The sequence below is a fragment of the Streptomyces sp. NPDC057682 genome, assembly GCF_042799575.1.
Lineage (GTDB): Bacteria > Actinomycetota > Actinomycetes > Streptomycetales > Streptomycetaceae > Streptomyces.
Map to the genome: position 1 here is coordinate 239,854 of NZ_JBHVIN010000011.1, position 25,140 is coordinate 264,993.

The window sequence follows — 25,140 nt, forward strand, 5'->3', positions numbered from 1 at the left end:
GTAGCGACTGCGGGCGGCGTCGGGTCTGATGAGATGGTCGGTATGCTCGCCGCCATGCCCCCCTCTCCCACCTTTTCCGCGCTGCCCGGCGATGCCTCCGACGGGTCCGGCGGCGAGCGCCCCGAACCGCCGGCCGGTGCGCGTTCGCGCAGGTCAGAGGCTGGTGACCGGTGTCCGGGCGCGCTGCGGCTGCACGCGGCGGACGATGGTGCGCTGGCCCGGATCCGGGTTCCGGGCGGGGTGCTGGACGCGGGTGGCACGGAGGTTCTGGCCGAGGTGGCGCGGCGGCTCGGCGACGGTGACGTGCATCTCACTTCGCGGGGCAATGTGCAGATTCGGGGCCTGGGCGAGGAGTGCGGCGGCGAACTGGCCGCCCTGCTGCGCGCGTCGGGTCTGCTGCCTTCGGAACGCCATGAGCGGGTCCGCAATGTGGTGGCCTCGCCGCTGTCCGGGCTGGACGGCCGAGGGGTCCGGGACGTCCGGCCGTGGCTGGTCGCGCTGGACGCGCTGGTGTGCGCGAGCGAGGCGGCGGCCGGGCTCTCCGGGCGGTTCCTGTTCGCGCTCGACGACGGCCGGGGCGACATGGACGCGCTCGGCGCGGATGTGACGCTGCGGGCACTGGACGGCGGGGACGCGGCCCTGCGCGTCGGGCCCGTCCGGGACGCGCTGCGCGTCTCGGACGCAGACGCTCCGCGGGCCGCGCTGGCCGCCGCCGAGGCGTTCCTGGACGCGGCGCGCCCCACCGGTGCCTGGCGGGTGGCGGACCTGGCGGACGGGGCGCGGCCCGTGCTCGACGCGCTGGCGCGACGACTCCGGAGGGACGGCGTCCCGTTCACCCCGACCACCTTGCCCGCACCAGAAATTGACGGTACGTCAGGAACACCGCCGACCGGTCTCGTGCGGGGTCCGGACGGGTCGGTCTCCCTGTCCGTCGGGGTGCCGCTCGGGCGGCTGAGGGGCGCGCAGTGGCGGCTGCTGGCGGACCTGGCCCGGGAGCACGGTTCCGGCGGACTGCGGCTCACCCCGTGGCGCGGGGTGATCGTGCCCGATGTCGCGGCCGGACGGGCGGACGCGGCGCTGGAGGCCCTGCACGCTGCCGGTCTGGTGACCGGTCCCGGCTCCCCGTGGACGGGGGTCGGGGCCTGTGCCGGACGGCCGGGCTGCGCCAGGTCCCGTGCGGACGTGCGGGCCGAGGCGGCCGCCGCGCTGGGGGCCGTGGGTCCGCTGCCGGTGTACTGGTCGGGGTGCGAGCGCCGGTGCGGCCGTCCGCGCGGCACCTGGGTCGACGTCCTCGCCCTGGGCGACGGCCACCGCGTCACCCGGGTCCGCGACGGGGTCCCCGGGGCCCCGGCCGACGTGCCGGACGACCCGTCGGCCCTCGCGGCGGCGATCGCGGCGGCCCGCGCCGCCGACGGCTGACCCCCTGCCCCGCCCCGTGAACTTCCCCATCCCTTCCACGCCCGATGAAGAGAGCGACACCACTGTGCACCAGTACGAGAAGGACGGACCGGCCATCTATCGCCAGTCCTTCGCCACCATCCGGGCGGAGGCGGACCTCGCGGGCCTGTCGCCGGAGGAGAGCCAGGTCGCGGTCCGGATGATCCACGCCTGCGGCATGGTCGACCTGGTCCGTGATCTGGCGTTCAGCCCGGACGTCGTGGTCCGGGCCCGTGCGGCGCTGCGCGCCGGGGCGCCGATCCTGTGCGACGTGGCCATGGTCGCCAGCGGGGTGACCCGCAAGCGGCTGCCCGCGGACAACGAGGTGGTCTGCACCCTGTCGGACCCGGCCGTGCCCGGACTCGCGGCCGGACTCGGCACCACGCGCAGCGCGGCCGCCCTGGAGCTGTGGCGGGACCGGCTGGACGGCGCGGTCGTCGCCGTCGGCAACGCGCCCACCGCCCTGTTCCGGCTCCTCGAAATGATCGAGGAGGGGGCCCCGCGCCCCGCCGCCGTCATCGGGGTGCCGGTCGGCTTCGTCGGCGCCGCCGAGTCCAAGGACGCCCTGGCCGCGCATCCGTCCGGCCTCGACCATCTGATCGTGCGCGGGCGGCGCGGGGGCAGCGCCATCGCGGCCGCCGCGCTCAACGCGATCGCCAGCGAGGAAGAGTAAGCGTGACTGAGCAGAAGACCGGCCGGCTGTACGGAGTCGGGCTGGGGCCGGGCGATCCGTCCCTGATGACGCTGCGCGCGGTGGAGGTCGTCGCCGGGGCCGATGTGGTGGCGTACCACAGTGCCCGGCACGGCCGTTCCATCGCCCGGTCCATCGTGGCGGGGCATCTGCGGGCCGACCACATCGAGGAGGCGCTGGTCTACCCGGTCACCACGGAGACCACCGACCATCCGGGCGGCTACCGGGGCGCGCTGGAGGACTTCTACACCGAGGCGGCGGCGCGGCTGGCGGCCCATCTCGACGCGGGGCGGACCGTGGCCGTGCTGGCCGAGGGCGACCCGATGTTCTACGGCTCGTACATGCATATGCACAAGCGGCTGGCCGACCGGTATCCGACCGAGGTGATCCCCGGGGTGACCTCGGTCAGCGCGGCGGCGGCCCGGCTCGGGACCCCGCTCGCGGAGGGCGAGGAGGTGCTGACGATCCTGCCCGGCACCCTGCCGGAGGAGGAGCTGACGGCGCGTCTGGCCGGGACCGACGCGGCCGTGGTGATGAAGCTCGGCCGCACCTTCCCCACCGTGCGGCGGGCGTTCGAGGCGTCGGGGCGGCTGCCCGAGGCCCGCTACGTCGAACGGGCCACCATGGCCGGGGAGCGGCTGGGCGGACTGGCGGAGACCGACGCCGCGTCCGTGCCGTACTTCGCGGTGGCGGTCCTGCCCAGCCGGGTCGGCGCGCCGCGTCCTGAGCGCGCTCCCGACGGCGGCGAGGTCGTCGTCGTGGGGACGGGTCCGGCGGGACCGCTCTGGCTCACGCCGGAGACCCGGGGCGCCCTGGCCGCCGCCGACGACGTGGTCGGCTACACCACGTATCTGGACCGGGTTCCGGTGCGTCCGGGACAGGCGCGGCACGGCTCGGACAACAAGGTCGAGTCGGAGCGGGCGGAGTTCGCCCTCGATCTCGCGCGGCGCGGGCGGCGGGTGGCCGTGGTGTCGGGCGGTGACCCGGGGGTCTTCGCCATGGCGACGGCCGTCCTGGAGGTGGCCGCGCGCCAGGAGCACGCGGCGGTGCCGGTGCGGGTGCTGCCGGGGGTGACCGCGGCCAACGCGGCGGCCGCGCGGGCGGGGGCGCCGCTGGGTCACGACTACGCCGTGCTGTCCCTGTCGGACCGGCTCAAGCCGTGGGAGGTCATCGCGGAGCGGCTGCGGGCGGCGGCCTCGGCGGATCTGGTGCTCGCCCTGTACAACCCCGGCTCCCGCAGCCGGACCTGGCAGGTCGGGAAGGCGCGCGATCTGCTGCTGGAGCACCGATCCCCGGACACGCCGGTGATCGTGGCCCGGGACGTGGGCGGTCCGGCCGAGTCCGTCCGTACGGTCCGGCTGGCCGCGCTCGATCCGGCCGAGGTCGACATGCGCACCCTGCTGATCGTCGGCTCCTCGCAGACCCGCTGGGAACAGGGGCCGGGCGGCCGGCAGGTCGTGTGGACGCCGCGCCGCTATCCGGAGGCCTGACCGCCGATTCCGTGCCCGCGCAGCCAGGCGAGCGCCCCTTCGGGGGTGTCGGTCACCGCGACCCCGTCGGGGAGCGGGGGCCGGCGCACCACGACGACGGGGATCCCGGCCTCGCGGGCGGCCTCCAGCTTGGGCGCGGTGGCGGCGCCGCCGCTGTCCTTGGTGACGAGGACGTCGACGCGGTGGCGGCGGATCAGCTCCCGTTCCCCGTCCAGGGTGAACGGGCCCCGCTCCAGCAAGGTCTCCATCCGGGCGGGGTACGGGGGTTCCGGGCCGTCGACGGACCGGACGAGGAACCACAGCGCGTCCAGTCCGGCGAACGCGGCCAGGCCCGTGCGGCCGGTGGTGAGGAAGACCCTGCGGCCGAGCGCGGGCAGTGCCCCGGCGGCCTCGGCGAGGGAGCCGACCGGGTGCCAGTCGTCGCCGTCCACGGGCACCCAGCCGGGTCTGCGCAGCATCAGCAGGGGAACATGGGCGGTGGTGGCGGCGAGGGCCGCGTTCCGGCTGATCGTCCCGGCGAAAGGGTGGGTGGCGTCGATGAGCACGTCCACCCGGTGGTCGCGCAGCCAGGCCGCGAGTCCGTCGGCGCCGCCGAACCCGCCGACGCGGACCTCCCCCGGCGGAAGCCGGGGACCGGTGACGCGTCCGGCGAGCGAGCTGGTCACGGTGGTCGCGGCGGGGCGTGCGGCGGCCAGCAGTTCGGCGAGCCCGCGGGCCTCCGTCGTACCGCCGAGGATCAGAACGTGCATCGATTCCCTCCGGGGAACGCCCTACAGGACCCAGGGGCACGGGTCGCCCCAGTGACACGAGTGGTGTGAGTGATATGAGCGAGGCGAAGGGCGGGCGGGGTGCCCAGCTCGCGCACACCGGTCTGCGGCCCGGCTGGACGACCGGTGCCTGCGCGACGGCGGCGGCGACCGCCGCGTACACGGCGCTGCTGAGCGGCGAGTTCCCCGATCCGGTGACGGTCACGCTGCCCCGGGGGCAGACTCCGGCGTTCGCCCTGGCGGTCGAGGAGCTGGCCGGGGACCGGGCGACGGCGGGGGTGGTGAAGGACGCGGGCGACGATCCGGACGTCACGCACGGCGCGCTGGTCCGGGTCACCGTGCGGGCGCTGCCGGCCCGTACGGGCGTGGTGTTCCGGGCGGGGCCGGGCGTGGGCACGGTGACGCTGCCCGGACTCCCCCTGGAGGTGGGGGAACCGGCCGTCAATCCGGTGCCCCGGCAGATGATCCGCGACCACGTCGCCCGGGTCGCGGCCGCGCACGGCGGCTCCGGGGACGTGGAGGTGACCGTCTCCGTGGACCACGGCGAGGAGATCGCCCGCTCCACCTGGAACCCCCGGCTGGGCATTCTGGGCGGTCTGTCGATCCTCGGCACGACCGGGATCGTGGTGCCCTACTCCTGCTCGGCGTGGATCGACTCGATCCGGCGCGGGGTGGACGTGGCGCGGGCGGCCGGTCTGCGCCATGTGGCGGGCTGCACCGGCTCCACCTCGGAGCGGACCGCCGTCGCGGAGTACGGGCTGCCGGAGCTGGCCCTGCTGGACATGGGGGACTTCGCGGGCGCCGTCCTCAAGTACGTACGCCGCCACCCGGTCGAACGGCTCACGATCTGCGGCGGGTTCGCCAAGCTCTCCAAGCTCGCCGCCGGTCATCTCGACCTCCACTCGGGCCGCTCCCAGGTCGACAAGGACTTCCTCGCCCGGCTGGCCCGGCGGGGCGGGGCGGACGAGGAACTGACCGCCGAGGTGGCCTCGGCCAACACCGGTCTCGCGGCGCTGCGGGCGTGCCAGGCGCGCGGGGTGCCGCTGGGCGATCTGGTGGCGGTCGAGGCGCGCGAGCAGGCGCTGTCGGTGCTGCGGGGCGCGCCGGTCGCCGTGGACGTCGTCTGCGTCGACCGGGCGGGCGCGGTCGTGGGGCGCAGCGGGGTGCGCTGACCGGTCCGGGGCGGCCGTGGGGTCAGCAGGTGTGCCGTTCACGGGCGGGCGAGTAGAGGTGGCTGTCGTGGAACTGCTCGGCGCCCAGGGTGCGGCCGGCCATGATGACGGCGGTACGGACGACTCCGGCGGCCTTCACCTGGCCGGCGATGGAGTCCAGGGTGCCGCGCAGGACGATCTCGTCGGGGCGGGAGGCCAGGGCGACGACGGCGGCCGGGCAGTCGGCGCCGTAGTGCGGCAGCAGTTCCTCGACGACGCTGTCGATGTGTCCGGCGGCCAGGTGCAGCACGATCAGGGCACGGCTGCGGCCCAGGGTCGCCAGGTCCTCGCCCTCGGGCATCGCGGTGGCCCGCCGCGCGATCCGGGTGAGGATGACGGTCTGGCCGACGGTGGGCACGGTCAGTTCCCGCTTGAGGGCGGCCGCGGCGGCGGCGAAGGCCGGCACTCCGGGGACGATCTCGTACGGGATGCCCGCCTCGTCCAGGCGACGCATCTGCTCGTTGACCGCGCTGAAGACCGAGGGGTCGCCGGAGTGCAGCCGGGCGACGTCGTGGCCGGCCCGGTGGGCTGCGGTCAGTTCGGCGGTGATCTGCTCGATGTCGAGTCCGGCGGTGTCCACCAGCCGTGCGTCGTCGGGGCATTCGGCGAGGAGTTCGCGGGGCACCAGGCTCCCGGCGTACAGGCAGACCCGGCAGGAGGCGAGGGTGCGGGCGCCGCGCACGGTGATGAGGTCGGCGGCACCGGGGCCCGCGCCGATGAAGTACACGGTCATCTGTCGTCTCCTGGAAGGGGAACGGGGGCGGAGGGGGTGCGTACGGACCACTGGGTGACGGGCATCGCCTGGCGCCAGCCGGTGAAGCCGCCGACGGGGACGGCGTGGGCGACGGCGAGGCGGACGAGTTCGCCGCCGTGGAGGCGGTGGCGTGCGGCGAGGACCGCCTCGGACTCCAGCGTGACGGTGTTGGCGACGAGCCGGCCGCCGGGCGGCAGCGCCTCCCAGCAGGCGTCCAGGAGTCCGGGCGCGGTGAGCCCGCCGCCGATGAACACGGCGTCGGGGGCGGGCAGTCCGGCCAGGGCGGCGGGCGCCGGGCCGGTGACGACGCGCAGGGCGGGGACGCCGAGGCGTTCGGCGTTCTCCGTGATGCGGCGGGCCCGCTCGGGATCGCGTTCGACGGTGATCGCCCGGCAGGAGGGGTGGGTGCGCATCCACTCGACGGCGATGGAGCCGGAGCCGCCGCCGATGTCCCAGAGGAGTTCGCCGGGGGCGGGGGCGAGGACCGCGAGCGTGGCGGCCCGGACATGGCGCTTGGTCAGCTGGCCGTCGTGCGCGTACGCCTCGTCGGGCAGACCGGGGACGGCCCCGAGGCGCAGGGCGTCGGGGGCGCGGCGGCAGTCGACGGCGACGATGTTGAGTGGGTCGCCCGGCGGGTGCGCCCAGCTGTCGGCGGTGCCCTCGGTACGGGACTCGTCCTCGCCGCCGAGCTGTTCCAGGACCCGGATCCGGCTCGGTCCGAAGCCCCGGTCGCGCAGCAGGGCGGCGACGGTGGCGGGGGTGGTGGCGTCGGCGCTCAGGACCAGGATGCGGCGGCCGTCGTGCAGGGCGGCGGCGAGCCGGGCCGGGGGGCGGCCGACCAGGGTGACGGTCTCGGTGTCCTCCAGCGGCCAGCCGAGGCGGGCGCAGGCGTAGGAGACGGACGAGGGGTGCGGCAGGACGCGCAGCGCCGCCGCGCCCAGGACTTCGGTGAGGGCGCGGCCGATCCCGTAGAACAGGGGGTCGCCGCTGGCGAGGACGGCGACGCGCCGGCCGGCGTGGGCGGCGAGCAGTCCGGGCAGGGCGGGGCGCAGCGGCGAGGGCCAGGGCACCCGGCGTCCCGCGCAGGCGGCCGGCAGCAGGTCCAACTGGCGTGCGCCGCCGATCAGTACCTCCGCGTCCGTCAGCTCCGCGCGGGCGGCCCCGGTCAGTCCGGCCCAGCCGTCGGCGCCGATGCCGACCACGCTCACGGGGTGCGGGGCGGGCGCGGCGGGGCGGGGGGTCACGGACGGTACCTCGGTTCTCGGGGGGCTGGGCTCACCTGGCGTCCTCGACGCTCCGGTGGCCGACGTATCCCGAACTCTACTGTTCCGGGCGGCCGCCACGGCCGGGAGGTGACCTTCGCCTCATGCTCCCGTACGGCTGCGACCTGCGGCCCTGCGTCCGGCGCGGGGTCTCCCGCGCCGGACGGGGCCGTACGGACTACGCCAGGGCGCCGCGCTCCGCGAGGAGTTCGGTGACCCGGTCGAGCGGGAGGGCCGGGACGTGGTGGCCGGCCCGCCCGGTCATGGAGCGTGCGCCGGTGAGCACGTTGAGGACCGCTTCCTCCACTGACTCGACGACCGCGGTGTAGAAGGGGTCCATCCGTCCCCAGGGCACGAAGCTCATCGACTCGTACGGGGCGCTGCCGTCGTCCTCGGGGAACGTGCTGGTGAGGGCACCCGCGTTGGCGGTGGAGAAGGCCAGGAAGATGTCGCCGGAGAAGTGGCTTCCGGTGGTGCCGGTGCGGGCGAGGCCGAGGGTGGCGCGGCGGGCGAGGGCCTTGCACTGGCCGGGGAGCAGGGGGGCGTCCGTGGCGACGACCACGATCACGGAGCCGGCACCCGGCGGGACCTGGCGTTCGGCCTCGGGCTCCGGGCGGGGCGCGTCGGGCAGTTCGCGGCCCACCGGCACGCCGGCGACGGTCAGTTCGCGCCGCGCCCCGAAGTTGGCCTGGACGAACGCGCCGACGGTGTAGCGGTCCGTGCCGTAGGAGACCGTCCGCGAGGCGGTGCCGGAGCCGCCCTTGAACCCGTAGCAGCGCATGCCGGTGCCGCCGCCGACCGCACCCTCCTCGACCGGGCCGGAGGCGGCCGCCTCGATGGCCTCGGCGGCGTGGTGGGGGCGCACGGTGTCACCGTGGATGTCGTTGAGGTGGCCGTCCCAGGTCTCGGTGACGACCGGCAGCAGCCATTCGGGAGCCATCCCCCGGCAGTGGGTGCGCACCCAGTCGACGACGCCCCGGTGCACCGGGCCGACGGCGTAGGTGTTGGTGAGGAGCACCGGGACGGCGAGCGCGCCGCTCTCCTCGATCCAGGTGGTGCCGGTCATCTCGCCGTTGCCGTTGAACGAGTGCCAGCCGGCCGCGCAGGGGGTGCCGACGCCGTCCCGGCCGCGCGGGAGGAGCGCGGTGACGCCGGTGCGGACGTCCTCGCCCTCCTGAAGGGTCACAAATCCGACCTCGACCCCGGGGACGTCCGTGACGGCGTTCCACTTGCCGGGTTCACCGGTCAGCCGAATGCCCAGGTCACGTGCCCTCGTACGGCTGTCGTCCACTGTTTCCTCCCGTGTGCCGGCGTCGTCGTGCCGGTGAGGCTACGGGAACACCCGTACGTCCCGACAGCGCACCCCCCGCCGCTTCAACGGGTGCCGGGTCCGGGGTGGACCTCGCCGTGGGCCTGCCACGGGCGGGCCAGGACGACCAGGCAGACGGCCGCCGCGCCGAGGGCGGCGAGCACGATGACGGCCATCGGGGTCGCGGTGCCCTCGCCGAACAGGCCGACGAGCGGGGAGGCGACGGCACCGAAGAGGAACTGGAGGCCGCCGATGAGCGCGGAGGCGGCCCCGGGCGCGCTCCGGCCCAGGTTCTGGCCGATGCTCATGGTCGCGGGGAAGATCAGCGCGACTCCGGAGACCGTGACGAAGAGGCAGATCCAGGTGACGGCCAGATGCGTCCCGGTCAGGGCCGGGAGCACGAGCAGGGCGACCGCGCCGGCACCGGAGAGCGCGAGCCCGGCGGTCAGGAGGGTGTTGAGCCGGACCCGCGCGGAGAACCGGGCGAAGGCGAATCCGGCGATCAGCATGCCCACCGCGTTCGACGCGAAGATCAGCGAGTAGCCGGTGGCCGAGACGCCGTGCACGTTCTGGAAGACGAAGCTCGATCCGCTGATGTAGGCGAACAGGGCCGCCGAGGTGAAGCCGAGCACGAGCACGTAGCCCATGAACGCGCGGTGCCCGAGCAGGGTCCCCATGGTGCGGAAGGTGCCGGTGAGGCCCCCGGTGTGCCGGCGTTCGGGCGGCAGGGTCTCGGGGACGGTGCGCACCACGGCGAACAGCAGCGCGGCGCCGAGGACGGCGAGCACGCCGAAGACCGCGCGCCAGGTGGAGAGCGAGAGGACGGCGCCGCCGATGACCGGGGCCACGATCGGGGCGATGCCGAGGATCTGGGAGAGCAGCGCGAAGTAGCGGGGTACGTCGGCCCCGTGGAAGCGGTCGGTGATGACCGCGCGGGCCAGCACCATACCGGCGGCGCCCGCGAATCCCTGGAGGAAGCGGGCCGCGGTGAGCAGTTCCACGGTGGGCGCGGCGGCGCAGAGCACGGAGAAGAGGACGAAGCCCGCGGTTCCGGCGAGCAGCAGTCCGCGGCGGCCCCGGCCGTCGCTGACGGGGCCGATCAGCAGCTGGCCGACGACCATGCCGACGAGGAACGCGGTGAGGGTGAGCTGGACGGCCGAACCGCTCGCGTGCAGCGCGGCGCTCATGGAGGGCAGGCCGGGCACGTACATGTCGGTGGCGAGCGGCGCGACGGCGGTCAGCGCCCCCAGAACGGCGATGAGTGCGGCGGCGCGGGCGGGTGCGGCCGGGGTGGGGGCGGGCGTGGCCGGGGTGGGGGCAGCGCGGAGTGCCGCCTCGTCGGAGGCGGGGGAAGGGGATACCATGACGAAAAAGGTAACCAATGATTCACCGGTTAACAAATACGTTCGCCGGCCGACGAAGGAGTGCGCGTGCAGTCCCATCCCGATGGTGTGCGTGACGACTGGGTACGCCACAACCCCGGGCTCGACGTCTCCGCGATGGAGATCGCCGGCCTGGTCAAGCAGGTGTCCGCGCTCTTCGACCGGGCCCTGGAGCCGATCTACGAGGGCGCCCCGCTCACCGCCCCCGAGGCCGATCTGCTCATCCCGCTGCGCCATGCCACCGAGCCGTCCATCGCCCGCAGACTGGCCGACAACATGGGGCTGTCGCGCGCCGGGGTGAGCAAGACCCTGGCCAAGCTGGAGAAGCGCGGCCACATCGAGCGCACCCCCAACCCGGCCGACCGGCGTGCCGCACTCGTGACGATCACGGACTCGGGAAAGCGGGCCATCGACGCGATCTTCCCGCGCCAGCTCACCGCCGAGGCCGAACTGCTGGCCGCACTCGGCGAGGACCGGGCCGCCGTGGTCGACGCCCTCGCCCGGCTCGTCACGGTGATGGAGGCCGGACTGACCGAGGGCCAGGGGCGCAACCTCGGCCTGGGCCTCTCCAACATCCGGGGAACGCGGGCCCCTTGAGCGTCCGGGAGGCCGGGCGGGGACCGCCCTCACCCTGTTGTCAGACCCATGTGGTGGACTTCACTCATGGTGACGACAACATCAGCGACCGGACCGGCCGGTGACGGCGTGACAGCCGTGACGGCGGCGGAGGTCCAGGCGCGGGACGTCGGCGCAGGGGCGGAGAGCTCGCAGCCCGTCGCGGACGACGGCCACACCGACCGGACCCGGTCCGGGGTCCACTGGGCGCCGTTCCGGTCGACCGAGCGGGCCGCCGTCGCGGCCATCGATCTGCTGCGGCGTCTCGCGGCGGACGGGGGCGACGGCCCGCCGCCGCTGCCGCGCGATCCCCGGACCGTCCGGTTCCTCGGCGCCACCCACCGGGAGCTCATGCCGAGAGCCACGGGGTGCCCCGACTGGCTGGTGGAGGCGTGGGCGGGCTGCGGCTTCCCCGAGCGGGATCCGCGCGGACCGCGCCCGGTCCCCCTGCCCGGCCGTGCGGAGGTCCTGGAAGAGCTGCGGACCAAGGCCGACCGGAACGCCCGCAGGATGATCGGTTACAAGGACACCGCTGCCCTCGCCGCCTGGCTCTCCCCCTTCTACCTGGGCGGTCTCGTCACGGCCGGGGACATCCTGGACGTGCTGCCGGCCTCGCTGACGATGACCCACCGGGTGAAATGGCAGCTGCGCCCCCTGCGGTACGCCGTCGAGCGCGAGCTGCGGAGTCTGTTGACCCGTGCGCTGGGCACCGACCGGGAGGCCTGGCTCCGGCTCCTGACCGCCGTGGAGCTGAACTGCCGCGCCGGTTCCGACCGCCCGGACATCACCTGGCCCCAGCTGCTCGACCTGGCGGGGACCGTCACGCCGGACCCCGGGATGCTGCGGCCCACGCTGGACCTGGACCCACGGCGCGCGTCCGCGCGCGGGGGAAGAGGCCTGTCGCCGGAGGACGCGCTGTTCGGCTCGACGTGGTGGTGGCCGGCCGGCGAGGTGCTGCGCCGGGTGGACGGCACCGTTCTCGGGCTCGTCCTGCCGGCCCTGCCCGAGGACACCGGGGTGCAGCTCGCCCGGTACGTGGTCGCGCTGCGCCACGGCACTCCCCCGGACCTCCTGGAGCATCTGATCGCCACGGACGACCGCGAGGCGCTGCTCGTCCTGGCGGGCGGGCCGGACGTGGACGGCCGGACGGCCGGTCCGCTCCTCGCCCTGGGCGACCAGGACATCCATCTGAAGGTGGCGAGAGCGTGGTACCGGGTCGGCCCGGACGGGCGGCGTGCGGTGTTCAGCGACCCCTCGGTGACGCTCGCCCCGCAGACGGCGAAACTCAGCAAGCTCGTCCACCCCGAACTGCTCCTGTCCCGGGAACCGGAGCTGGTCGAGACGGCGTTCACCGGACCGCGCGTGAACAGCTTCAGGATCCAGGAGCATCTGACGGGCGCGCTCTCGATCCTGCGCGCGGGCGGCCCCGCCCGGCTGACCGCGTTCCTGGCCACCGGTCTGCTCTCCCCCGCCGTGAGCCGCGTCTGCGCGAAGGCGCTGACCGCCTCCGACCCGCTCGCCGCCCTGCGCACCCGGGCCGAGCGGGAGTTCACCACGCCCAAGCTGGCCGCCCGGCTGCGCCGGGTGGGCATCACCTCGGGCGCCTCCGAATCCGCCCAGCTGATGCTGCTCTTCGACGACTGGTCCATCGACTGGGCCTACCTGGAGGCGGAACACCTGCGCGAGCCGTTCGAGCACTGGCCCCGGATCGTCAACCGGATGCCGACCCCGCCGGAGGTCCTGGCCCGGCACACCGCCGCGGCCGCCGAGGACCGCAGCCGGCCCGTGTGCCACCGCGAGAACCCGGTCGTGGCGCGCGGCATCCTGCGCGACGGCATCAGCTGGTCCAGCACGCCCGACGGGGCGATCGACCGGCTGGACCGGATGCTGGAGGCCGGCACCGTCACCGCGGACGAGCTGATCACCGTCGCGGGAAAGGGCCCGTGCGTCCTGCGCTACCTCGGGGACACGCGCCACCGCCCGGACGCCCCCGAGGGGGTGGCCGAGGCCGTGGCGAAGGTCGCCGCGCTGGTGCGTACGCATCTGCCGGTCACCGACGAGGACGCCTGGCACCGTCTCTACGCGCGGCTCGCCGCCCAGGACCCGCATCCCCTCCAGGAGGGCACCATCGAGGCGCTTCTGACGGCCGGTCCCGACGCCGGGGCACGGAAGGTCGCCGGTGACGGGGCGGGAGCGGAGGACGGGGCCGGGGCCGAGGCCTCCGCCGGGGACGGGGCCGCGCCCGGTTCGGAGCCGGGTCCCGAGGCGATACCCGGCTGAGCCCCGGACGCCGTGGCCGGGTCCCGGCCCGGTCCGCCGGGCCGGACGCGGACGCCGCGCCCCTCACCCGTTCGGACGGGTCCGGTCGCCGTCGTCCGTGCCCCGTTCGACGATCGGGATCCGGTCGATCGAGGGGAGAGGTCCGGGCATGGATCCACAGGACGGTTACGAGAGGCAGTCGCGGCAGGGTCCTCAGGGCGAGGACGCCTGGCAGGCGTGGCAGGAGCCGCAGGGCGGGTCCGCCCGGCCGCGGCGGACCGGGTTCGTCCCGCCGCAGTCCCGGCCCCGGCCCCCGGGTCCCCGGCTCGACGCGGCGCGGCTGTGGGCGGGCGGTGCCGTGACGGCCCTGGTCGCCGCGCTCACCGCCGTCGTCGGCCTGCTGCTGATCCGGGGCGTGCTGGGCATTCCGGTCTTCGCCCCGGAGGGGGACGGGGCGATGGGGGACGCGTCGACCGGGGTGCTGGCCGTGGGCGCGGCCTTCTCCGCGCTGCTGGCCACGGGCGTGCTGCATCTGCTGATCCTGGCGACCCCCCGGCCGGGCACCTTCTTCGGGTGGCTCGTGGCGCTGGCCACCGCCGTCATGGTGCTGCTGCCGTTCACCACGTCCGCGCCGCTGGACGCCCGGATCGGTTCGGCGGCGCTGTACCTCGTCATCGGAATCGCGATCGGATCGCTGCTGTCGGCCGCGGGGCGCGGCGCGATGCGCAGGGAGTTCTGAACGGCGGGCGCGGCCCGGTGCGCGGGGAGGGCTGAGCGACGGGGCGCGGCGCGGTGCGCGGGGACTTCTGAGCCCTGGGACACGGGGCTTCCGAGTCGCAGGGCGCGGTGCGCGGGGCCGGCTGGGCGGCGGGCCCGGTCAGCCCTCCTCGGTGAGTTGTTCGTCGAGTTCGTCGAAGAGCAGCTCACCGTGGTCGATCTGGCCGGTGCGGTAGGCGGAGCGCGCGACCAGATGGGCGGCGACCGGTCCGGTCATCAGCTGGAAGAAGCCGATCAGCCCCAGCGTGGCGAGGTCCATCCCGCTGCGCAGCCGCAGCGCGACGCCCGCCAGGACGAGGAGCATGCCCAGGGACTGCGGTTTGGTCGCGGCGTGGCTGCGGGAGAGCACGTCCGGCAGCCGCAGCATGCCGACCACGCCGAGCAGGCAGATGGCGGCGCCGATCAGGACCAGGACCGCGCCCGCCGTGTCGACGGTCTGGAGCCAGGGACTCATGGCGTCTCCTCGCCGGCCGGCCGCCGGGGGTCCGGGCGGCGGGGCGGCCGGTCGCGCACCGCGATGAACCGTGCGATGCCGACCGAGCCGGTGAAGCCGAGGAACGCCAGCACCAGCATGATCGGGAAGTAGAACGGGTCCCGGGCGAAGGCGGACTTGGCGCCGAGCCCGGCGATGATCAGGGCCGCGCAGACGTCCAGCGAGATCGCCCGGTCGAGCATCGAGGGGCCGCGCCAGATGCGGGTGAGGAGCCCCGCCCCGGCAAGGACGACGAGGACGACGGCCGCGGTCAGCAGGGCCCGGTCGACGGTCTCCGGCACGCTCATGCGGTGTCCTCCGGGTCTTCCGGCCGGTGGCCGGAGTGCGGTGCGGTCGGGGGCGGGGCGGCGACGCGTTCGATCTCGTCGCGGGTGCCGAAGGCACGGACGGTCAGCTCCTCCAGGCGCCACACCGAACGCCGGGCACGGTCCAGTTCGGCGGGCCGGTCGGCGTCGAGGACGTGGAGGAACAGGGTGGCGGTGGCGCGGCGGACCTCGACGACCGAGCCGCCCGGCACGTTCGAGACGGCGACCGCGGTGGCGGTGAGCATCAGATCGGAGCGGCAGCGCAGGGGGACGGCCATGACGGCGGCTCGGTGCGGGTGGTCCACGAAGATCTGCCGGGTGACCTTCACGCCCGAGGTGTACATGTCGTACAGCAGATAGACGACCAGCCGCACGATGCCCCAGGGGTGCAGCCGCAGTCCGAGGTCGACCTGCGGCAGCGGGAAGGCCAGGCAGACGGCGACGGCGACGACGGCGCCGGTCAGCAGGTTCGCCCAGTTCAGGCTGGACCAGAGCAGCACCCAGATGACGGTGAGCCAGGCGATCAGGGGCAGATCGAGCACCCGGGGCCGGCGGCGGCCGATGTCGAGGCTGAAGGGCGGCAGTTCGCGGTTGCGGAAGGAGAACGTGATCAGTCTTCTCACCGGCCGAGCACCGCCTCGATGTAGGGGGCGCGGGCGAGGAGTTCGGCGGCGGCGCGGTCGGTGTACGAGGTGAGCGGTCCGGCGAGCACGGTGAAGGCCAGGCCGAGGGCCACGGTCGCCGCGGTGGCCCAGGTCATCGGGCGGGGCAGCCGGGTCGTGGTGGTGACGGCGTGGCCGTGCAGGGTGGCGGCGACGGCCCGCCCGGCCGGTTCGTGGCGGTGGCGTACGCCTTCGTCGCCGGTGCCGGGCATCCGGTCGGGGCCCTCGTCGGTGTCGTCGTCGCTGTCGTCGTCGGACTCCAGGACGGTGCCGTCCGCGGCCTGGCCGGGCGGCGCGGCCCGCCAGAACGCCAGATTCCAGACCTTGGCCATCACGTACAGCGTGAGCAGGCTGGTCACGGCCGATCCGGTCACCAGGGTCCAGGCCCAGAACCCCCCGGCGTCGACGCCCGCCCGCATCAGGCCGAGCTTGCCGATGAAGCCGGAGAGCGGCGGGATGCCCGCCAGGTTCATCGCGGGGACGAAGAACAGCACGGCGAGGGCCGGGGCGGCCCTGGCGAGGCCGCCGAGGCGGGTGAGTTCGGTGGTGCCGCCGCGCCGTTCGATCAGCCCGGCCACCAGGAACAGCGTGGTCTGGACGGTGATGTGGTGGACGACGTAGACGATGGCCCCGCCGTACGCCTCCCGGGTGGCGAGCCCGATACCGAAGACCATGTACCCGATGTGGCTGATGAGGGTGAAGGAGAGCACGCGTTTCAGGTCGGTCTGGGCGACCGCGCCGAGGATGCCGACGGTCATGGAGGCGAGCGCGGCGGCCATCAGGACGTCACCGAGGCGGTTGCCGGGGAAGAGCAGCGTCTCGGTGCGCAGCATGCAGTAGACGCCGACCTTGGTGAGGAGTCCGGCGAAGACGGCGGTGACGGGGGCCGGTGCGGTGGGGTACGAGTCGGGGAGCCAGGCGGCCAGCGGGAACACGGCCGCCTTGATGGCGAAGACGGTCAGCAGCATCGCCTGGATGAGGGTCTGGACACCCGGCGGCAGCGCGGCGAGCCGGCCCGCCAGCTGGGCGAAGTTCGCGGTGCCGGTGGCCGCGTACGTCATGGCGATCGCGGTGAGGAAGAGCATCGACGAGAACAGCGAGATGATCACGTACGTGGAGCCGGCCCGGATCCGGGGGCCGGTGCCGCCGAGGGTGAGCAGGACGAAGCTGGCGACGAGCATGATCTCGAAGCCGACGTACAGGTTGACCAGGTCACCGGCGAGGAAGGTGCAGGAGACTCCGGCGACCAGGATGAGATAGGCGGGGTGGAAGACCGCCACCGGTGTCTCCTCGTCCCGGTCGGCCATGCCCTGGCCCAGGGAGTAGACGAGGACGCAGAGGGTGACGGCCGAGGAGACGGTCAGCATCAGCCCGGAGAGTCGGTCGGCGACCAGGGTGATGCCGAGCGGCGGTGCGAAGTCGCCCAGGTGCACGGAGAGCGGGCCGTCGCGGTCGGCGACGACCATCAGGGTGACGGACAGGCCGAGGACCGCGGTGAGCACCGCGACGCTGATCAGGCGCTGGATCTGTTTGAGCCGGGTGCCGAAGGCGAGGCTCAGCCCGGTGGCGCAGAGCGGCAGCAGCACGGGCAGCGGGACGAGTGCGTTCATCCGGTCTCTCCTCGGTTCGCGCCGCCGTGGTCCGGGGTTCCGTCGCCGGGGGGTGCGGTGTACTCCTCCGGGTCGGCACCGAGCACGTCGTCCCACAGATCGCCGGTGGCGTAGCGGCCGCGGGCCTGGAGGGCGCGGTCGGCGCGGAGCCGGGCGCGCAGCCGGCGGCGCTCCTCGCGGTAGCGGCGGCGGTCCTCGGCGGAGGGGTCGGAGGCGGCGCGGTAGCGCTCGCGCAGTTCGTCGCGTTCGTCCAGCACCTCGGCGCGCAGGACGATGCGCCGGTCCTCCAGGTCGTCGTGGACCTCGTCGGTGCCGTTGAGCTGGTGGCTGCGGTAGGCCATGGCGAGGAGGAACGCGGTGGTGGCCAGGGTGATGACGATCGCGGTGAGGGCGATGGCCTGGGGCAGCGGGTCGGTGACCTTGCCGAGGTCGACGCCGTAGAGCAGGGGTTCGCGGCCGGCGGAGCCGCCGGCCGCGAGGACGAGGAGGTTGATGCCGTTGCCGGCGATCACCGCGCCCAGCAGGATCCGGGTGAGCGGCCGGGTGAGCATGAGGATGCCGCCGACCGCGCAGAGGACGGCGGCGGTGGCGAGCAGGGAGGCGCTGACGGTCACGGGGTGGCGCCTCCCGTCCCGGGTGCGGGCCGGGTGCGGGCCGCCTGTTCGGCCGCCGCCCGTTCGATCTGCCGGTCGATCTTGGCGCCCAGGGCCCGGACGATGTCCAGGACGACGCCGAGGACCAGCAGGTAGACCCCGCAGTCGAAGATCACCGGGGTGCCGAAGTGGAAGTCGCCGATGAGCGGCAGGTGGCCGTGGTACGTCCAGGCGTGCAGGACCGTTCCGTCGGTGAGGCCGAGGAGCGCGACGCCGGTGGAGAGGAAGAGGCCGAGGCCGGTGAAGAGGCCGGGCTGGAGCGGGGCGGCCTCGGCGAGTTCGAAGCGGCCCCCGGCGAGGTAGCGGGTGATCAGGGCGACCCCGGCGACGAGTCCGCCGACGAATCCGCCGCCCGGCATGTTCTCGGCGCAGAACAGCAGGTAGACCGAGAGGACCAGGATGGGGTGGAACAGCAGCCGGGCCACCACCTCGAAGACGATGGAGCGGTGCTCGGGGGCGAGGGTGGACCCGGCCGCCAGCCAGCCGCGTTCGGGGGCGCCCTCGTCGCCGTGGGGGACGCCGGTCAGGGGCTCGCCCGTCACCGACCAGGCGGTGCGCGCGGGCCGTTCGGGCGGGGTGCCGGTGCCCTCGGCGCGGCGGTGCAGATAGATGAGGCTGGTCACGCCGATCGCCGCGGCGGCCAGGACGGCGGACTCCCCCATGGTGTCCCAGGCGCGCAGGTCCACGAGGATGGTGGCGACGACGTCCTTGAGGCCGTGGTGCGCGGTCTCCTCGACCATCGCGGCGCCCGCCGGATCGGCGGTGCGCGCGGCCGCGGCCACCCAGACCACCACGCTCAGCGTCGCGGCGGCGGCCAGCGCCACGGGGACGCGGACGGCCCGCCGCCAGGTGCTGACCGTCTCCTGGAAGTGCACCGGCATCCGCCGCAGCACCAGCACGAACACGATCATGGAGACGGTCTCCACGCAGAACTGCGTGAGCGCCAGGTCGGGCCCGCCCTGGACGACGAAGAGCAGCGCGGTGCCGTATCCGGTGAGTCCGGCGAGGACCACGGCCTTCATACGGCGGCGCACGGTCAGGCAGAGCAGCGCGGCCGCGCAGGTGAGGACCGCGACGCCGCCCTGGAGGGAGGTGTCCCAGAGGCGCGGCGCGGCGGCGTGCCGCCAGGGCCGGTCGACGCCGAGGACGGTGAGCTGCGCGGCGAGCATCACCAGCAGGGTGGTGGCGAGGTAGACGGACAGGGAGCCGCGCTGGACGAAGCCGGTGATCTGGAGGGAGAGCCGCTCCAGGCCCAGGATCAGCTGGTTGAAGACGCTGTCGGCGGTGGGCCAGGCGATGCGCCGGGAGAGCCGGGTGACGGGTCCGCGGGCGGCGAACAGGACGGCACCGCCGGCCGTGGCGACGGCGGAGAGCAGCAGGGCGGTCCCCCAGCCGTGCCAGAGGGCGAGGTGGTACGGGTGGGGGGTGGGCGGGAAGGTGTCGGCGTAGGCGCTCAGCAGTCGGTCGGTCAGGCCGACGCCGGGGCCGAGGACGAATCCGCAGCCGGCGAGCAGCGCGGGCGGGGCGAGGAAGGCCGCGCCGACGCGGTGGACGGGGGTGTCGGGGACGCCGGGCTTGCGCCAGAAGGCGCCCCAGACGAACCGGACGGTGTAGGCGACGGTCAGCATCGATCCGGCGACGGTGACGGCCAGCGCCCAGCGGTCGGCGGTGTCGCCGTGCAGCAGGGCGTCGAAGGCGGTCTCCTTGGCGGCGAAGCCGAGCAGCGGGGGCAGCGCGGCCATGGAGGCGGCGGCGGTGGTGCCCACGGCGCAGACATACGGGAGCGCGCGTCCGACGCCGGAGAGGCGGCGCAGATCGCGGGTGCCGGCCGCGTGGTCGACGATGCCGGTGACAAGGAAGAGCGGTGCCTTGAACAGGGCGTGGCCGAGGATCATCACGGCGGCGGCCAGCGCGGCGTCGCGGTTGCCTACGCCCGCGAGGAGGGTGAGGAAGCCGAGCTGGCTGACGGTGCCGTAGGCGAGGACGAGTTTCAGGTCGTGCAGGCGCAGGGCGCGCCAGCCGCCGAGCAGCATGGTGGCGCCGCCGAGGACGAGGACGACGGGCCGCCAGACGGGGACGTCGGCGAAGGCGGGGGCGAGCCGGGCGATCAGGTAGACGCCCGCCTTGACCATGGCCGCGGCGTGCAGATAGGCGCTGACGGGGGTGGGTGCGGCCATGGCGTTGGGGAGCCAGAGGCTGAAGGGCCAGACCGCCGATTTCGACAGGGCCCCGCACAGCACGAGGACCACGGCCGCGGTGAGGGCGGGGCCGTGGGCGGGCGGGTCGGCGAGGATCGCGGAGATGCGGTAGGTGCCCGCCTCGCGGCCGATGATCAGGAAGCCGACGAGCATGGCGAGGCCGCCGAGGGTGGTGACGGTGAGCGCCTGGAGGGCGGAGCGGCGGCTGTGGCGCTGGGTGCTGTCGAAGCCGATGAGCAGGTACGAGAAGACCGTGGTCAGCTCCCAGAACACATAGAGCGTGATCAGGTCGTCGGCGAGGACGAGGGCGAGCATGGCCCCGGCGAAGGCCAGCAGGTTCCCGGCGAATCCGGCGAGCCCCGGTGCGGAGTCGCGGAAGTAGGACGCGCAGTAGAGCAGGACGAGGGTGCCGATGCCGGCCGCCAGCAGCACCATGAGTTCGGCGAGGGCATCCAGGCGCAGCTGGACGGTGACGTCGTACGCGGGGATCCAGGCCCAGGACCAGGTGTCCGCGCCGCCGGAGGCCGCGGTGTCCCACTGGGTGAACGCCCAGCAGGTGGTGGCGGCCGGGGGCAGGGCGAGGACGAGGAAGGCGCGGGCGCCCAGTCGGCGCACCAGGGGGCGCGCGCAGGCGGCCAGGACGAAGTGGCAGACGACGAGCGCGGTCATGCGGCGGGGGCGGGGGCACGGTGGGGAACGAAGCGGGCGAGGGGCACTAAATACAGATATATCCCTGGGCGTGCTTCACCCGTACGGCGCGCCGCGCCGGTCGCGGCGCGCTGGGATCAGTTGTGCGCGCCGCAGGGTCCGCTGTGGTCGCAGTAGGGCGTGTTCCGGGTGCGTCCGCAGCCGCAGAGCATGACCCGGGTCTCCGCGCGGGGCCCGTCGGGGGTCTCCACCTCCAGATCGCCGCGCAGATGCAGCACCCCGTCGTCGTGGAGCGAGACACGGGTGGGCGTGTCCGGTTCCTCGGCGGGGCCGCCGTCGTCGCGGCGGTACTGGAGGGCGCCGCTGGGGCAGCGGTGGATGACCTCGGCGATGTCGTCGGCGGGGGTGGCGCCCGGCTGGATCCAGGGCTTGCGGCCGGTGTCGAACACGGCCGGCAGACCGCGTACGCACTCGGCGGCGTGCAGACAGCGGCGGACGTCGTACTCGACGGTGATGCCGTCTCCGTCGTACGACCTGACCGCGGGGCGCGGGGGCGGTTCGGCGGCCACCTGGAGCCTCCCTGGGGGCGGGCGCGGGTCCGCGTACGGGCGCGGGACCGCTCCGTACGGATGTTTTCAGCCTCCCCCCGAACGGGAGCTTCCGCTACTCGGAGCCACCGCCGTACCGCCCATTTCCGGACAGCTCCCCACGGTGATGAACGTGGTGTGAGCGACTGGTGTTGTCCATGTGAGCCCGCTTCCTTTCGATTTTCGCAGTGTGACTAATATCTATCTGTCGAAGTTCTCAACGGAATTGACCAGTCGTGAGGCTGGCACCATCGTCAAGGAGCATGCCCTGCGCACGCGCGCGTCACGGCGGAGCGGCTCGACCACAATGTCGCTGCGGACGGCCCTGCTCGTACTGGCCATCGTCCCCGGTGTCGCACTGGCCGCCCTCTGGGCCGTCACCAGTGGTCAGACTCTGCTCGACTTCCAGAAGCAGGCGGCCCAGGGGCAGTTGGCCCAGAAGGCCGGCCAGCCGTCCAACATCGTGTACTACAACCTGCAGGAGGAGCGCCGGCTCAGCGCCGAGGCTCTGGCCCGCCACGGAGGTACCACCGACGCGCTGCGCAAGCAGCGCAAGCTGACCGACGAAGCGATCGACACCTTCCAGTCACTTTCGGACATCGCCACCGACGACGCCCCCACCGAGGTGCGCGAGGCCGTCGTCGCCGCCCGTTCGGCGATCACCCAACTTCCCGCCCAGCGCACCCTCGTCGACGAGGGCGGCGACGGCCAGCAGAAGGTCGTGTACCGCTACTACACGGACCTGATCGCCGTCGACCTGAAGCTCTTCACCGCGCTCAGCCACGTGGACAACGGCAAGATCACCACGCTGTCCCAGCCGCTGGTCGACGTGTTCTGGGCCAAGGAGATGGTCTCGCGCTCGGACGCCCTGCTGGCCCGCGGCTGGGCCAAGGGCAAGCTGAGCACGGCCGACCTCCAGCAGGTCCGCCAGGCGGTGTCCGGCCAGTCCTTCCAGTTCAACTCGAAGGTCGCCCCGTACCTCTCGGCCGACGAGAAGGCCATGTGGGAGGAGATCTCCGCCAGTTCGGCCTGGAAGACCAAGACCGACGTGGAGAACCAGGTCCTGCGGCCCGCCGATCCGGACGGCTCCGGCTTCGTCACGCTCGGCGTGAAGGAGTCGACCTGGCGCGGCGCCATGGACCAGGTCACCCCCCAGCTGGTGAAGCTCATGGAGCACCGCACCGATCTGGTGGTCGCCAACGGCAAGGACAGCGTCATCTCGCTGCTGATCCGCGTGGTCCTCACCACGGTCGTCGGTCTGCTCGCCGTCATCGCGGTCATCTGGTTCACCTGGCGTCTCACCCGTAACCTGCGCCGCCGGATCAGCGGCCTCCAGGAACGCGCCGAGGAGCTGGAGAAGGCCCTCCCCGACGTCGTCGAGCGGCTCGCCAACGGCGAGCGCATCGACATCGAGGACGAGGCCCGCGCCATCGGCCGGGACGGGGAGGCCGCCAAGGGCGACGAACTGGCCCAGCTGGGCAACGCCCTCGACCTGGCCCGCACCAGTGCCCTCCAGGCGGCCGTCAAACAGGCCGACCAGCACCGCGGCTTCGAACGGCTGCTCCAGCGCATCGCGCGCCGCACCCAGCAGCTGATCGGCCAGCAGCTCAAGAAGCTGGACGAGCTGGAGCGCAAGCACGAGGACCCCGAGGTGCTGGACGGCCTCTTCGACCTCGACCACCTCACCGCCCGGCTGCGGCGCTACGAGGAGAACCTGGTGATCCTCGCCGGCGGCTCCCCGCACCGGCGCTGGCGCAAGCCCGTCCCCCTGCTGGACGTCATGCGCTCCGCCCAGGGCGAGGTGCAGGACTACCAGCGCGTGGTGCTCGACCTGGACGGCGCCCCCTGGCTCGCGGAGCGGGCCGTCGGCCCGGTCTCGCACGTGCTCGCCGAACTCATCGAGAACGCCCTCACCTTCTCCAAGCCGCCCAGCCCCGTCGAGGTCAGGGCCGCCCGGGTGAGCCGGGGCCTGGCCATCGAGGTCGAGGACCGCGGTCTGGGCATGGAGGAGGAGCAGCTCGCCGCGGCCAACCAGCTGATGAGCGTGCCGCCCCGGATGGACGTGCTGGCGCACTCCGACGACATCCGCCTCGGTCTGCACGTGATCGCGCGCCTCGCCGACCAGCACGGTCTGCGCGTGGAGTTCCGTCACTCGGCCTTCGGCGGCACCCGCGTCGTCGTCCTCGTCCCGGACGCGCTCACCGTCCCCGGCCCGCACGGCGGTCCGGCCCCCGTGCCCTCGCCCGAGCCGGCCGCCGCCCCCGCGGCGCCCGCGCCCCCGGCGGTGCCCGCGCAGACGGCCGACTCCGACGCGCTGCCCAGCCGCGGCCGCGGCCAGGCGCTCGCCGATGTCACGGCCCTGCACGCCTCGGGCGCTCCGTTCACCAACGGCGGCACGCCGTACACGGTGGCGGAGGACCCGTTCCCCGCCCGCGAGGAGCGGCCGTCGCCGCCGGCCGAGCCCTTCGGCGAGCCGGAGCACCCGTACGCCCCGTACCCCGGCTCCGTGCCGGACGGCGCGTACAGCCATGTCGCGCCCGCGTCGCCGTACCGGGGCGCGGACCAGAACGCGTACGTCGCCGCACCGGACAGCGCCTTCGGCGGTGGCCGTCAGGACACGTACGAGGAGGGCGAACAGCCCTATATGAAGGCCGAGGGCCAGTACCCGGTGCCGCACCAGCAGCCGTACGCGACGCCCGAGGAGCCGTACATGCCTGCGCAGCAGCCCTACCCCGGCGCCTACGGGGGGAACGTCCCCGCCCCCGCGGGCTTCCCGGTGCCCGGTCCCCGGCAGCCGGAACCGGCCGCCGCCCCGCCCGGACGGCTCCCGGTCTCCGAGCCCGACCACCCGGCTCCCCCGCCGGCGGGCACCACCGGCCACGGCGGCGGGCCCGAACGGCCCGCGCTGCCCTCCGGCCCCGCGACGGAACCCCCGTTGCCGCGCCGGGTGCGCCAGGCCAGCCTCGCGGACGAACTGCGGATCAACCCCGCGGCCGCTTCCACCGGGTCCGTGCCGGCCGCTCCCTCCGACAGCCCCGCGCCCAGCCCGGCCCCCCGCCGCGCCGGAGCCGCCATCGGAGCCTTCCAGCGTCGGTCCCGCGCCGCCCGCGCGACCGAGGAGCCGCCGAAGCAGCCCGAACCCCCCGCCCCCCTCCCCACGAGAGAAGAACGGTCATGACACGCACAACCGCCACACATCAGGACCTCGACTGGCTCCTCGACGGTCTGGTGGACTCGGTGGCCGAGACCCTGAACGCCGTCCTGCTGTCCGACGACGGCCTGGTCGTGAGCCACTCGCGCACCATCGAACGGTCCGACGCCGAGCGGCTGGCGGCCATCTGCACCGGACAGCAGAGTCTGGCCCGCGGTGTGGGCCAGCTCTTCAACGGCGGCGCCGTGCACCAGGTGATCGTCGAGCTGTCCGAGCTGTGGCTCTTCATCATCTCGGCCGGCCAGGGCACCCACCTGGCGGTCGTCGCCTCCCAGGAGGTGGACGCCGAGATCATGTCGCTCGCCATGCACAACCTCGTCCAGCAGGTCGGCCAGAAGCTCAGCACCCCGGTGCGCAACGAGTTCGACGCCTTCGGCGGTGGGGACGGGCCGCGCGTGTGACCCCGCACTGGGAGGACGACGAGCTGCACCACGACGACGGTGAGGACGGGGCGGGCACCATGGTGCGCCCGTACACCATCACCCGGGGCCGGACCGCGCCCGAGCGGGACGACTTCAGCCTCATCACGGTACTGACGACCGCGGACACCCCGCGGGACGACCGCGGCGCGCCGGTCCATCCGGGCAGGCTCCAGCCGGAGCACCGGATGATCCTGGACCGCTGCCGTCGCCCCGCGGCGGTCGCCGAGGTCGCCGCGGATCTCAACCTCCCGGTCTCGGTGACCAAGATCCTGCTGGCGGACCTGGTCGCCCAGGGCCTGCTGCTCGCCCGCGCCCCGATCACGGTGGCACGGGCGGCCGGCGGTGCCGACATGGCCATGCTGGCCACTGTTCGCGAAGGACTCCGGAGACTCTGAGC

22 protein-coding genes are annotated in these 25,140 nt (G+C 74.2%); 10 read left to right on the forward strand and 12 right to left on the reverse strand.

Annotated elements, in window-relative coordinates; all coding sequences use genetic code 11:
- The first annotated feature begins 42 nt into the window (after positions 1–42).
- From cobG to ACFVDM_RS21675, 3 genes are all read left to right on the forward strand, one after another.
- Positions 43–1,419, forward strand: coding sequence for a precorrin-3B synthase (cobG, locus tag ACFVDM_RS21665; RefSeq protein WP_383642255.1), 1,377 nt, complete (start codon positions 43–45; stop codon positions 1,417–1,419).
- Positions 1,420–1,483: 64 nt separating this feature from the next.
- Entirely contained in the window at positions 1,484–2,110 is a 627-nt protein-coding gene (locus tag ACFVDM_RS21670) for a precorrin-8X methylmutase (RefSeq protein ID WP_383642258.1), read from the forward strand.
- A 2-nt stretch (positions 2,111–2,112) separates the two neighbouring features.
- Entirely contained in the window at positions 2,113–3,618 is a 1,506-nt protein-coding gene (locus ACFVDM_RS21675; protein ID WP_383642261.1) for a precorrin-2 C(20)-methyltransferase, read from the forward strand.
- Here ACFVDM_RS21675 and ACFVDM_RS21680 read toward each other — a convergent pair.
- Positions 3,603–4,367 (reverse strand): cobalt-precorrin-6A reductase, encoded by a 765-nt coding sequence (locus tag ACFVDM_RS21680; RefSeq protein ID WP_383642264.1) that lies wholly within the window; start codon positions 4,365–4,367, stop codon positions 3,603–3,605. The two genes, ACFVDM_RS21675 and ACFVDM_RS21680, sit on opposite strands and share 16 nt — an antisense overlap.
- A gap of 74 nt (positions 4,368–4,441) precedes the next feature.
- Between ACFVDM_RS21680 and ACFVDM_RS21685 the strand changes: the two genes are divergently transcribed.
- Complete coding sequence (locus ACFVDM_RS21685) at positions 4,442–5,557, forward strand: cobalt-precorrin-5B (C(1))-methyltransferase (RefSeq protein WP_383642266.1); 1,116 nt, start codon at positions 4,442–4,444, stop codon at positions 5,555–5,557.
- 22 nt (positions 5,558–5,579) lie between these two features.
- Here the strand turns inward: ACFVDM_RS21685 and cobM are convergent, their stop codons facing one another.
- The 4 genes from cobM to ACFVDM_RS21705 all read right to left on the reverse strand — a co-directional run bounded on the left by cobM (position 5,580) and on the right by ACFVDM_RS21705 (position 10,285).
- Positions 5,580–6,329, reverse strand: a complete 750-nt coding sequence (cobM, locus tag ACFVDM_RS21690; protein ID WP_383642269.1) for a precorrin-4 C(11)-methyltransferase — start codon at positions 6,327–6,329, stop codon at positions 5,580–5,582.
- Positions 6,326–7,594, reverse strand: coding sequence for a precorrin-6y C5,15-methyltransferase (decarboxylating) subunit CbiE (gene cbiE, locus ACFVDM_RS21695; protein ID WP_383642272.1), 1,269 nt, complete (start codon positions 7,592–7,594; stop codon positions 6,326–6,328). The genes cobM and cbiE overlap by 4 nt, the downstream gene beginning before the upstream one ends.
- Before the next feature lie 196 nt (positions 7,595–7,790).
- Positions 7,791–8,903 (reverse strand): P1 family peptidase, encoded by a 1,113-nt coding sequence (locus ACFVDM_RS21700; RefSeq protein ID WP_383642275.1) that lies wholly within the window; start codon positions 8,901–8,903, stop codon positions 7,791–7,793.
- Positions 8,904–8,986: 83 nt separating this feature from the next.
- Positions 8,987–10,285, reverse strand: coding sequence for a multidrug effflux MFS transporter (locus ACFVDM_RS21705; protein WP_383642278.1), 1,299 nt, complete (start codon positions 10,283–10,285; stop codon positions 8,987–8,989).
- 66 nt (positions 10,286–10,351) lie between these two features.
- Between ACFVDM_RS21705 and ACFVDM_RS21710 the strand changes: the two genes are divergently transcribed.
- The 3 genes from ACFVDM_RS21710 to ACFVDM_RS21720 all read left to right on the forward strand — a co-directional run bounded on the left by ACFVDM_RS21710 (position 10,352) and on the right by ACFVDM_RS21720 (position 13,916).
- Positions 10,352–10,900 (forward strand): MarR family winged helix-turn-helix transcriptional regulator, encoded by a 549-nt coding sequence (locus tag ACFVDM_RS21710; RefSeq protein WP_383642281.1) that lies wholly within the window; start codon positions 10,352–10,354, stop codon positions 10,898–10,900.
- 108 nt (positions 10,901–11,008) lie between these two features.
- Positions 11,009–13,198, forward strand: a complete 2,190-nt coding sequence (locus tag ACFVDM_RS21715; RefSeq protein ID WP_383642284.1) for a hypothetical protein — start codon at positions 11,009–11,011, stop codon at positions 13,196–13,198.
- A 148-nt stretch (positions 13,199–13,346) separates the two neighbouring features.
- Positions 13,347–13,916, forward strand: a complete 570-nt coding sequence (locus tag ACFVDM_RS21720; protein ID WP_383642288.1) for a DUF6069 family protein — start codon at positions 13,347–13,349, stop codon at positions 13,914–13,916.
- Positions 13,917–14,054: 138 nt separating this feature from the next.
- Here the strand turns inward: ACFVDM_RS21720 and mnhG are convergent, their stop codons facing one another.
- The 7 genes from mnhG to ACFVDM_RS21755 form a co-directional block, all read right to left on the reverse strand.
- On the reverse strand, positions 14,055–14,408 hold the full coding sequence (mnhG, locus tag ACFVDM_RS21725) for a monovalent cation/H(+) antiporter subunit G (RefSeq protein ID WP_383642291.1): 354 nt from the start codon (positions 14,406–14,408) through the stop codon (positions 14,055–14,057).
- Entirely contained in the window at positions 14,405–14,734 is a 330-nt protein-coding gene (locus ACFVDM_RS21730; RefSeq protein ID WP_383642294.1) for a monovalent cation/H+ antiporter complex subunit F, read from the reverse strand. Before ACFVDM_RS21730 ends, mnhG begins: the two co-directional genes overlap by 4 nt.
- On the reverse strand, positions 14,731–15,375 hold the full coding sequence (locus tag ACFVDM_RS21735) for a Na+/H+ antiporter subunit E (RefSeq protein ID WP_383642296.1): 645 nt from the start codon (positions 15,373–15,375) through the stop codon (positions 14,731–14,733). Before ACFVDM_RS21735 ends, ACFVDM_RS21730 begins: the two co-directional genes overlap by 4 nt.
- A complete protein-coding gene (locus ACFVDM_RS21740; RefSeq protein ID WP_383642299.1) occupies positions 15,372–17,024 on the reverse strand; it encodes a Na+/H+ antiporter subunit D in 1,653 nt (550 codons plus the stop codon). The genes ACFVDM_RS21735 and ACFVDM_RS21740 overlap by 4 nt, the downstream gene beginning before the upstream one ends.
- A complete protein-coding gene (locus tag ACFVDM_RS21745; RefSeq protein WP_383642302.1) occupies positions 17,021–17,638 on the reverse strand; it encodes a Na(+)/H(+) antiporter subunit C in 618 nt (205 codons plus the stop codon). Before ACFVDM_RS21745 ends, ACFVDM_RS21740 begins: the two co-directional genes overlap by 4 nt.
- Complete coding sequence (locus ACFVDM_RS21750) at positions 17,635–20,544, reverse strand: Na+/H+ antiporter subunit A (RefSeq protein WP_383642305.1); 2,910 nt, start codon at positions 20,542–20,544, stop codon at positions 17,635–17,637. Before ACFVDM_RS21750 ends, ACFVDM_RS21745 begins: the two co-directional genes overlap by 4 nt.
- A gap of 116 nt (positions 20,545–20,660) precedes the next feature.
- Positions 20,661–21,092: a (4Fe-4S)-binding protein gene (locus ACFVDM_RS21755; protein ID WP_383642308.1), complete on the reverse strand. Its 432-nt coding sequence runs from the start codon at positions 21,090–21,092 to the stop codon at positions 20,661–20,663.
- A gap of 325 nt (positions 21,093–21,417) precedes the next feature.
- Between ACFVDM_RS21755 and ACFVDM_RS21760 the strand changes: the two genes are divergently transcribed.
- The 3 genes from ACFVDM_RS21760 to ACFVDM_RS21770 are packed head-to-tail and all read left to right on the forward strand — an operon-like array spanning position 21,418 to position 25,138.
- Positions 21,418–24,288: a nitrate- and nitrite sensing domain-containing protein gene (locus tag ACFVDM_RS21760; protein ID WP_383642311.1), complete on the forward strand. Its 2,871-nt coding sequence runs from the start codon at positions 21,418–21,420 to the stop codon at positions 24,286–24,288.
- The gene (locus ACFVDM_RS21765) at positions 24,285–24,722 is read left to right on the forward strand and encodes a roadblock/LC7 domain-containing protein (RefSeq protein WP_383642314.1); all 438 of its coding nucleotides are present in this window, start codon (positions 24,285–24,287) and stop codon (positions 24,720–24,722) included. Before ACFVDM_RS21760 ends, ACFVDM_RS21765 begins: the two co-directional genes overlap by 4 nt.
- Positions 24,719–25,138 (forward strand): DUF742 domain-containing protein, encoded by a 420-nt coding sequence (locus ACFVDM_RS21770; protein WP_383642317.1) that lies wholly within the window; start codon positions 24,719–24,721, stop codon positions 25,136–25,138. The genes ACFVDM_RS21765 and ACFVDM_RS21770 overlap by 4 nt, the downstream gene beginning before the upstream one ends.
- Positions 25,139–25,140: the final 2 nt, after the last annotated feature.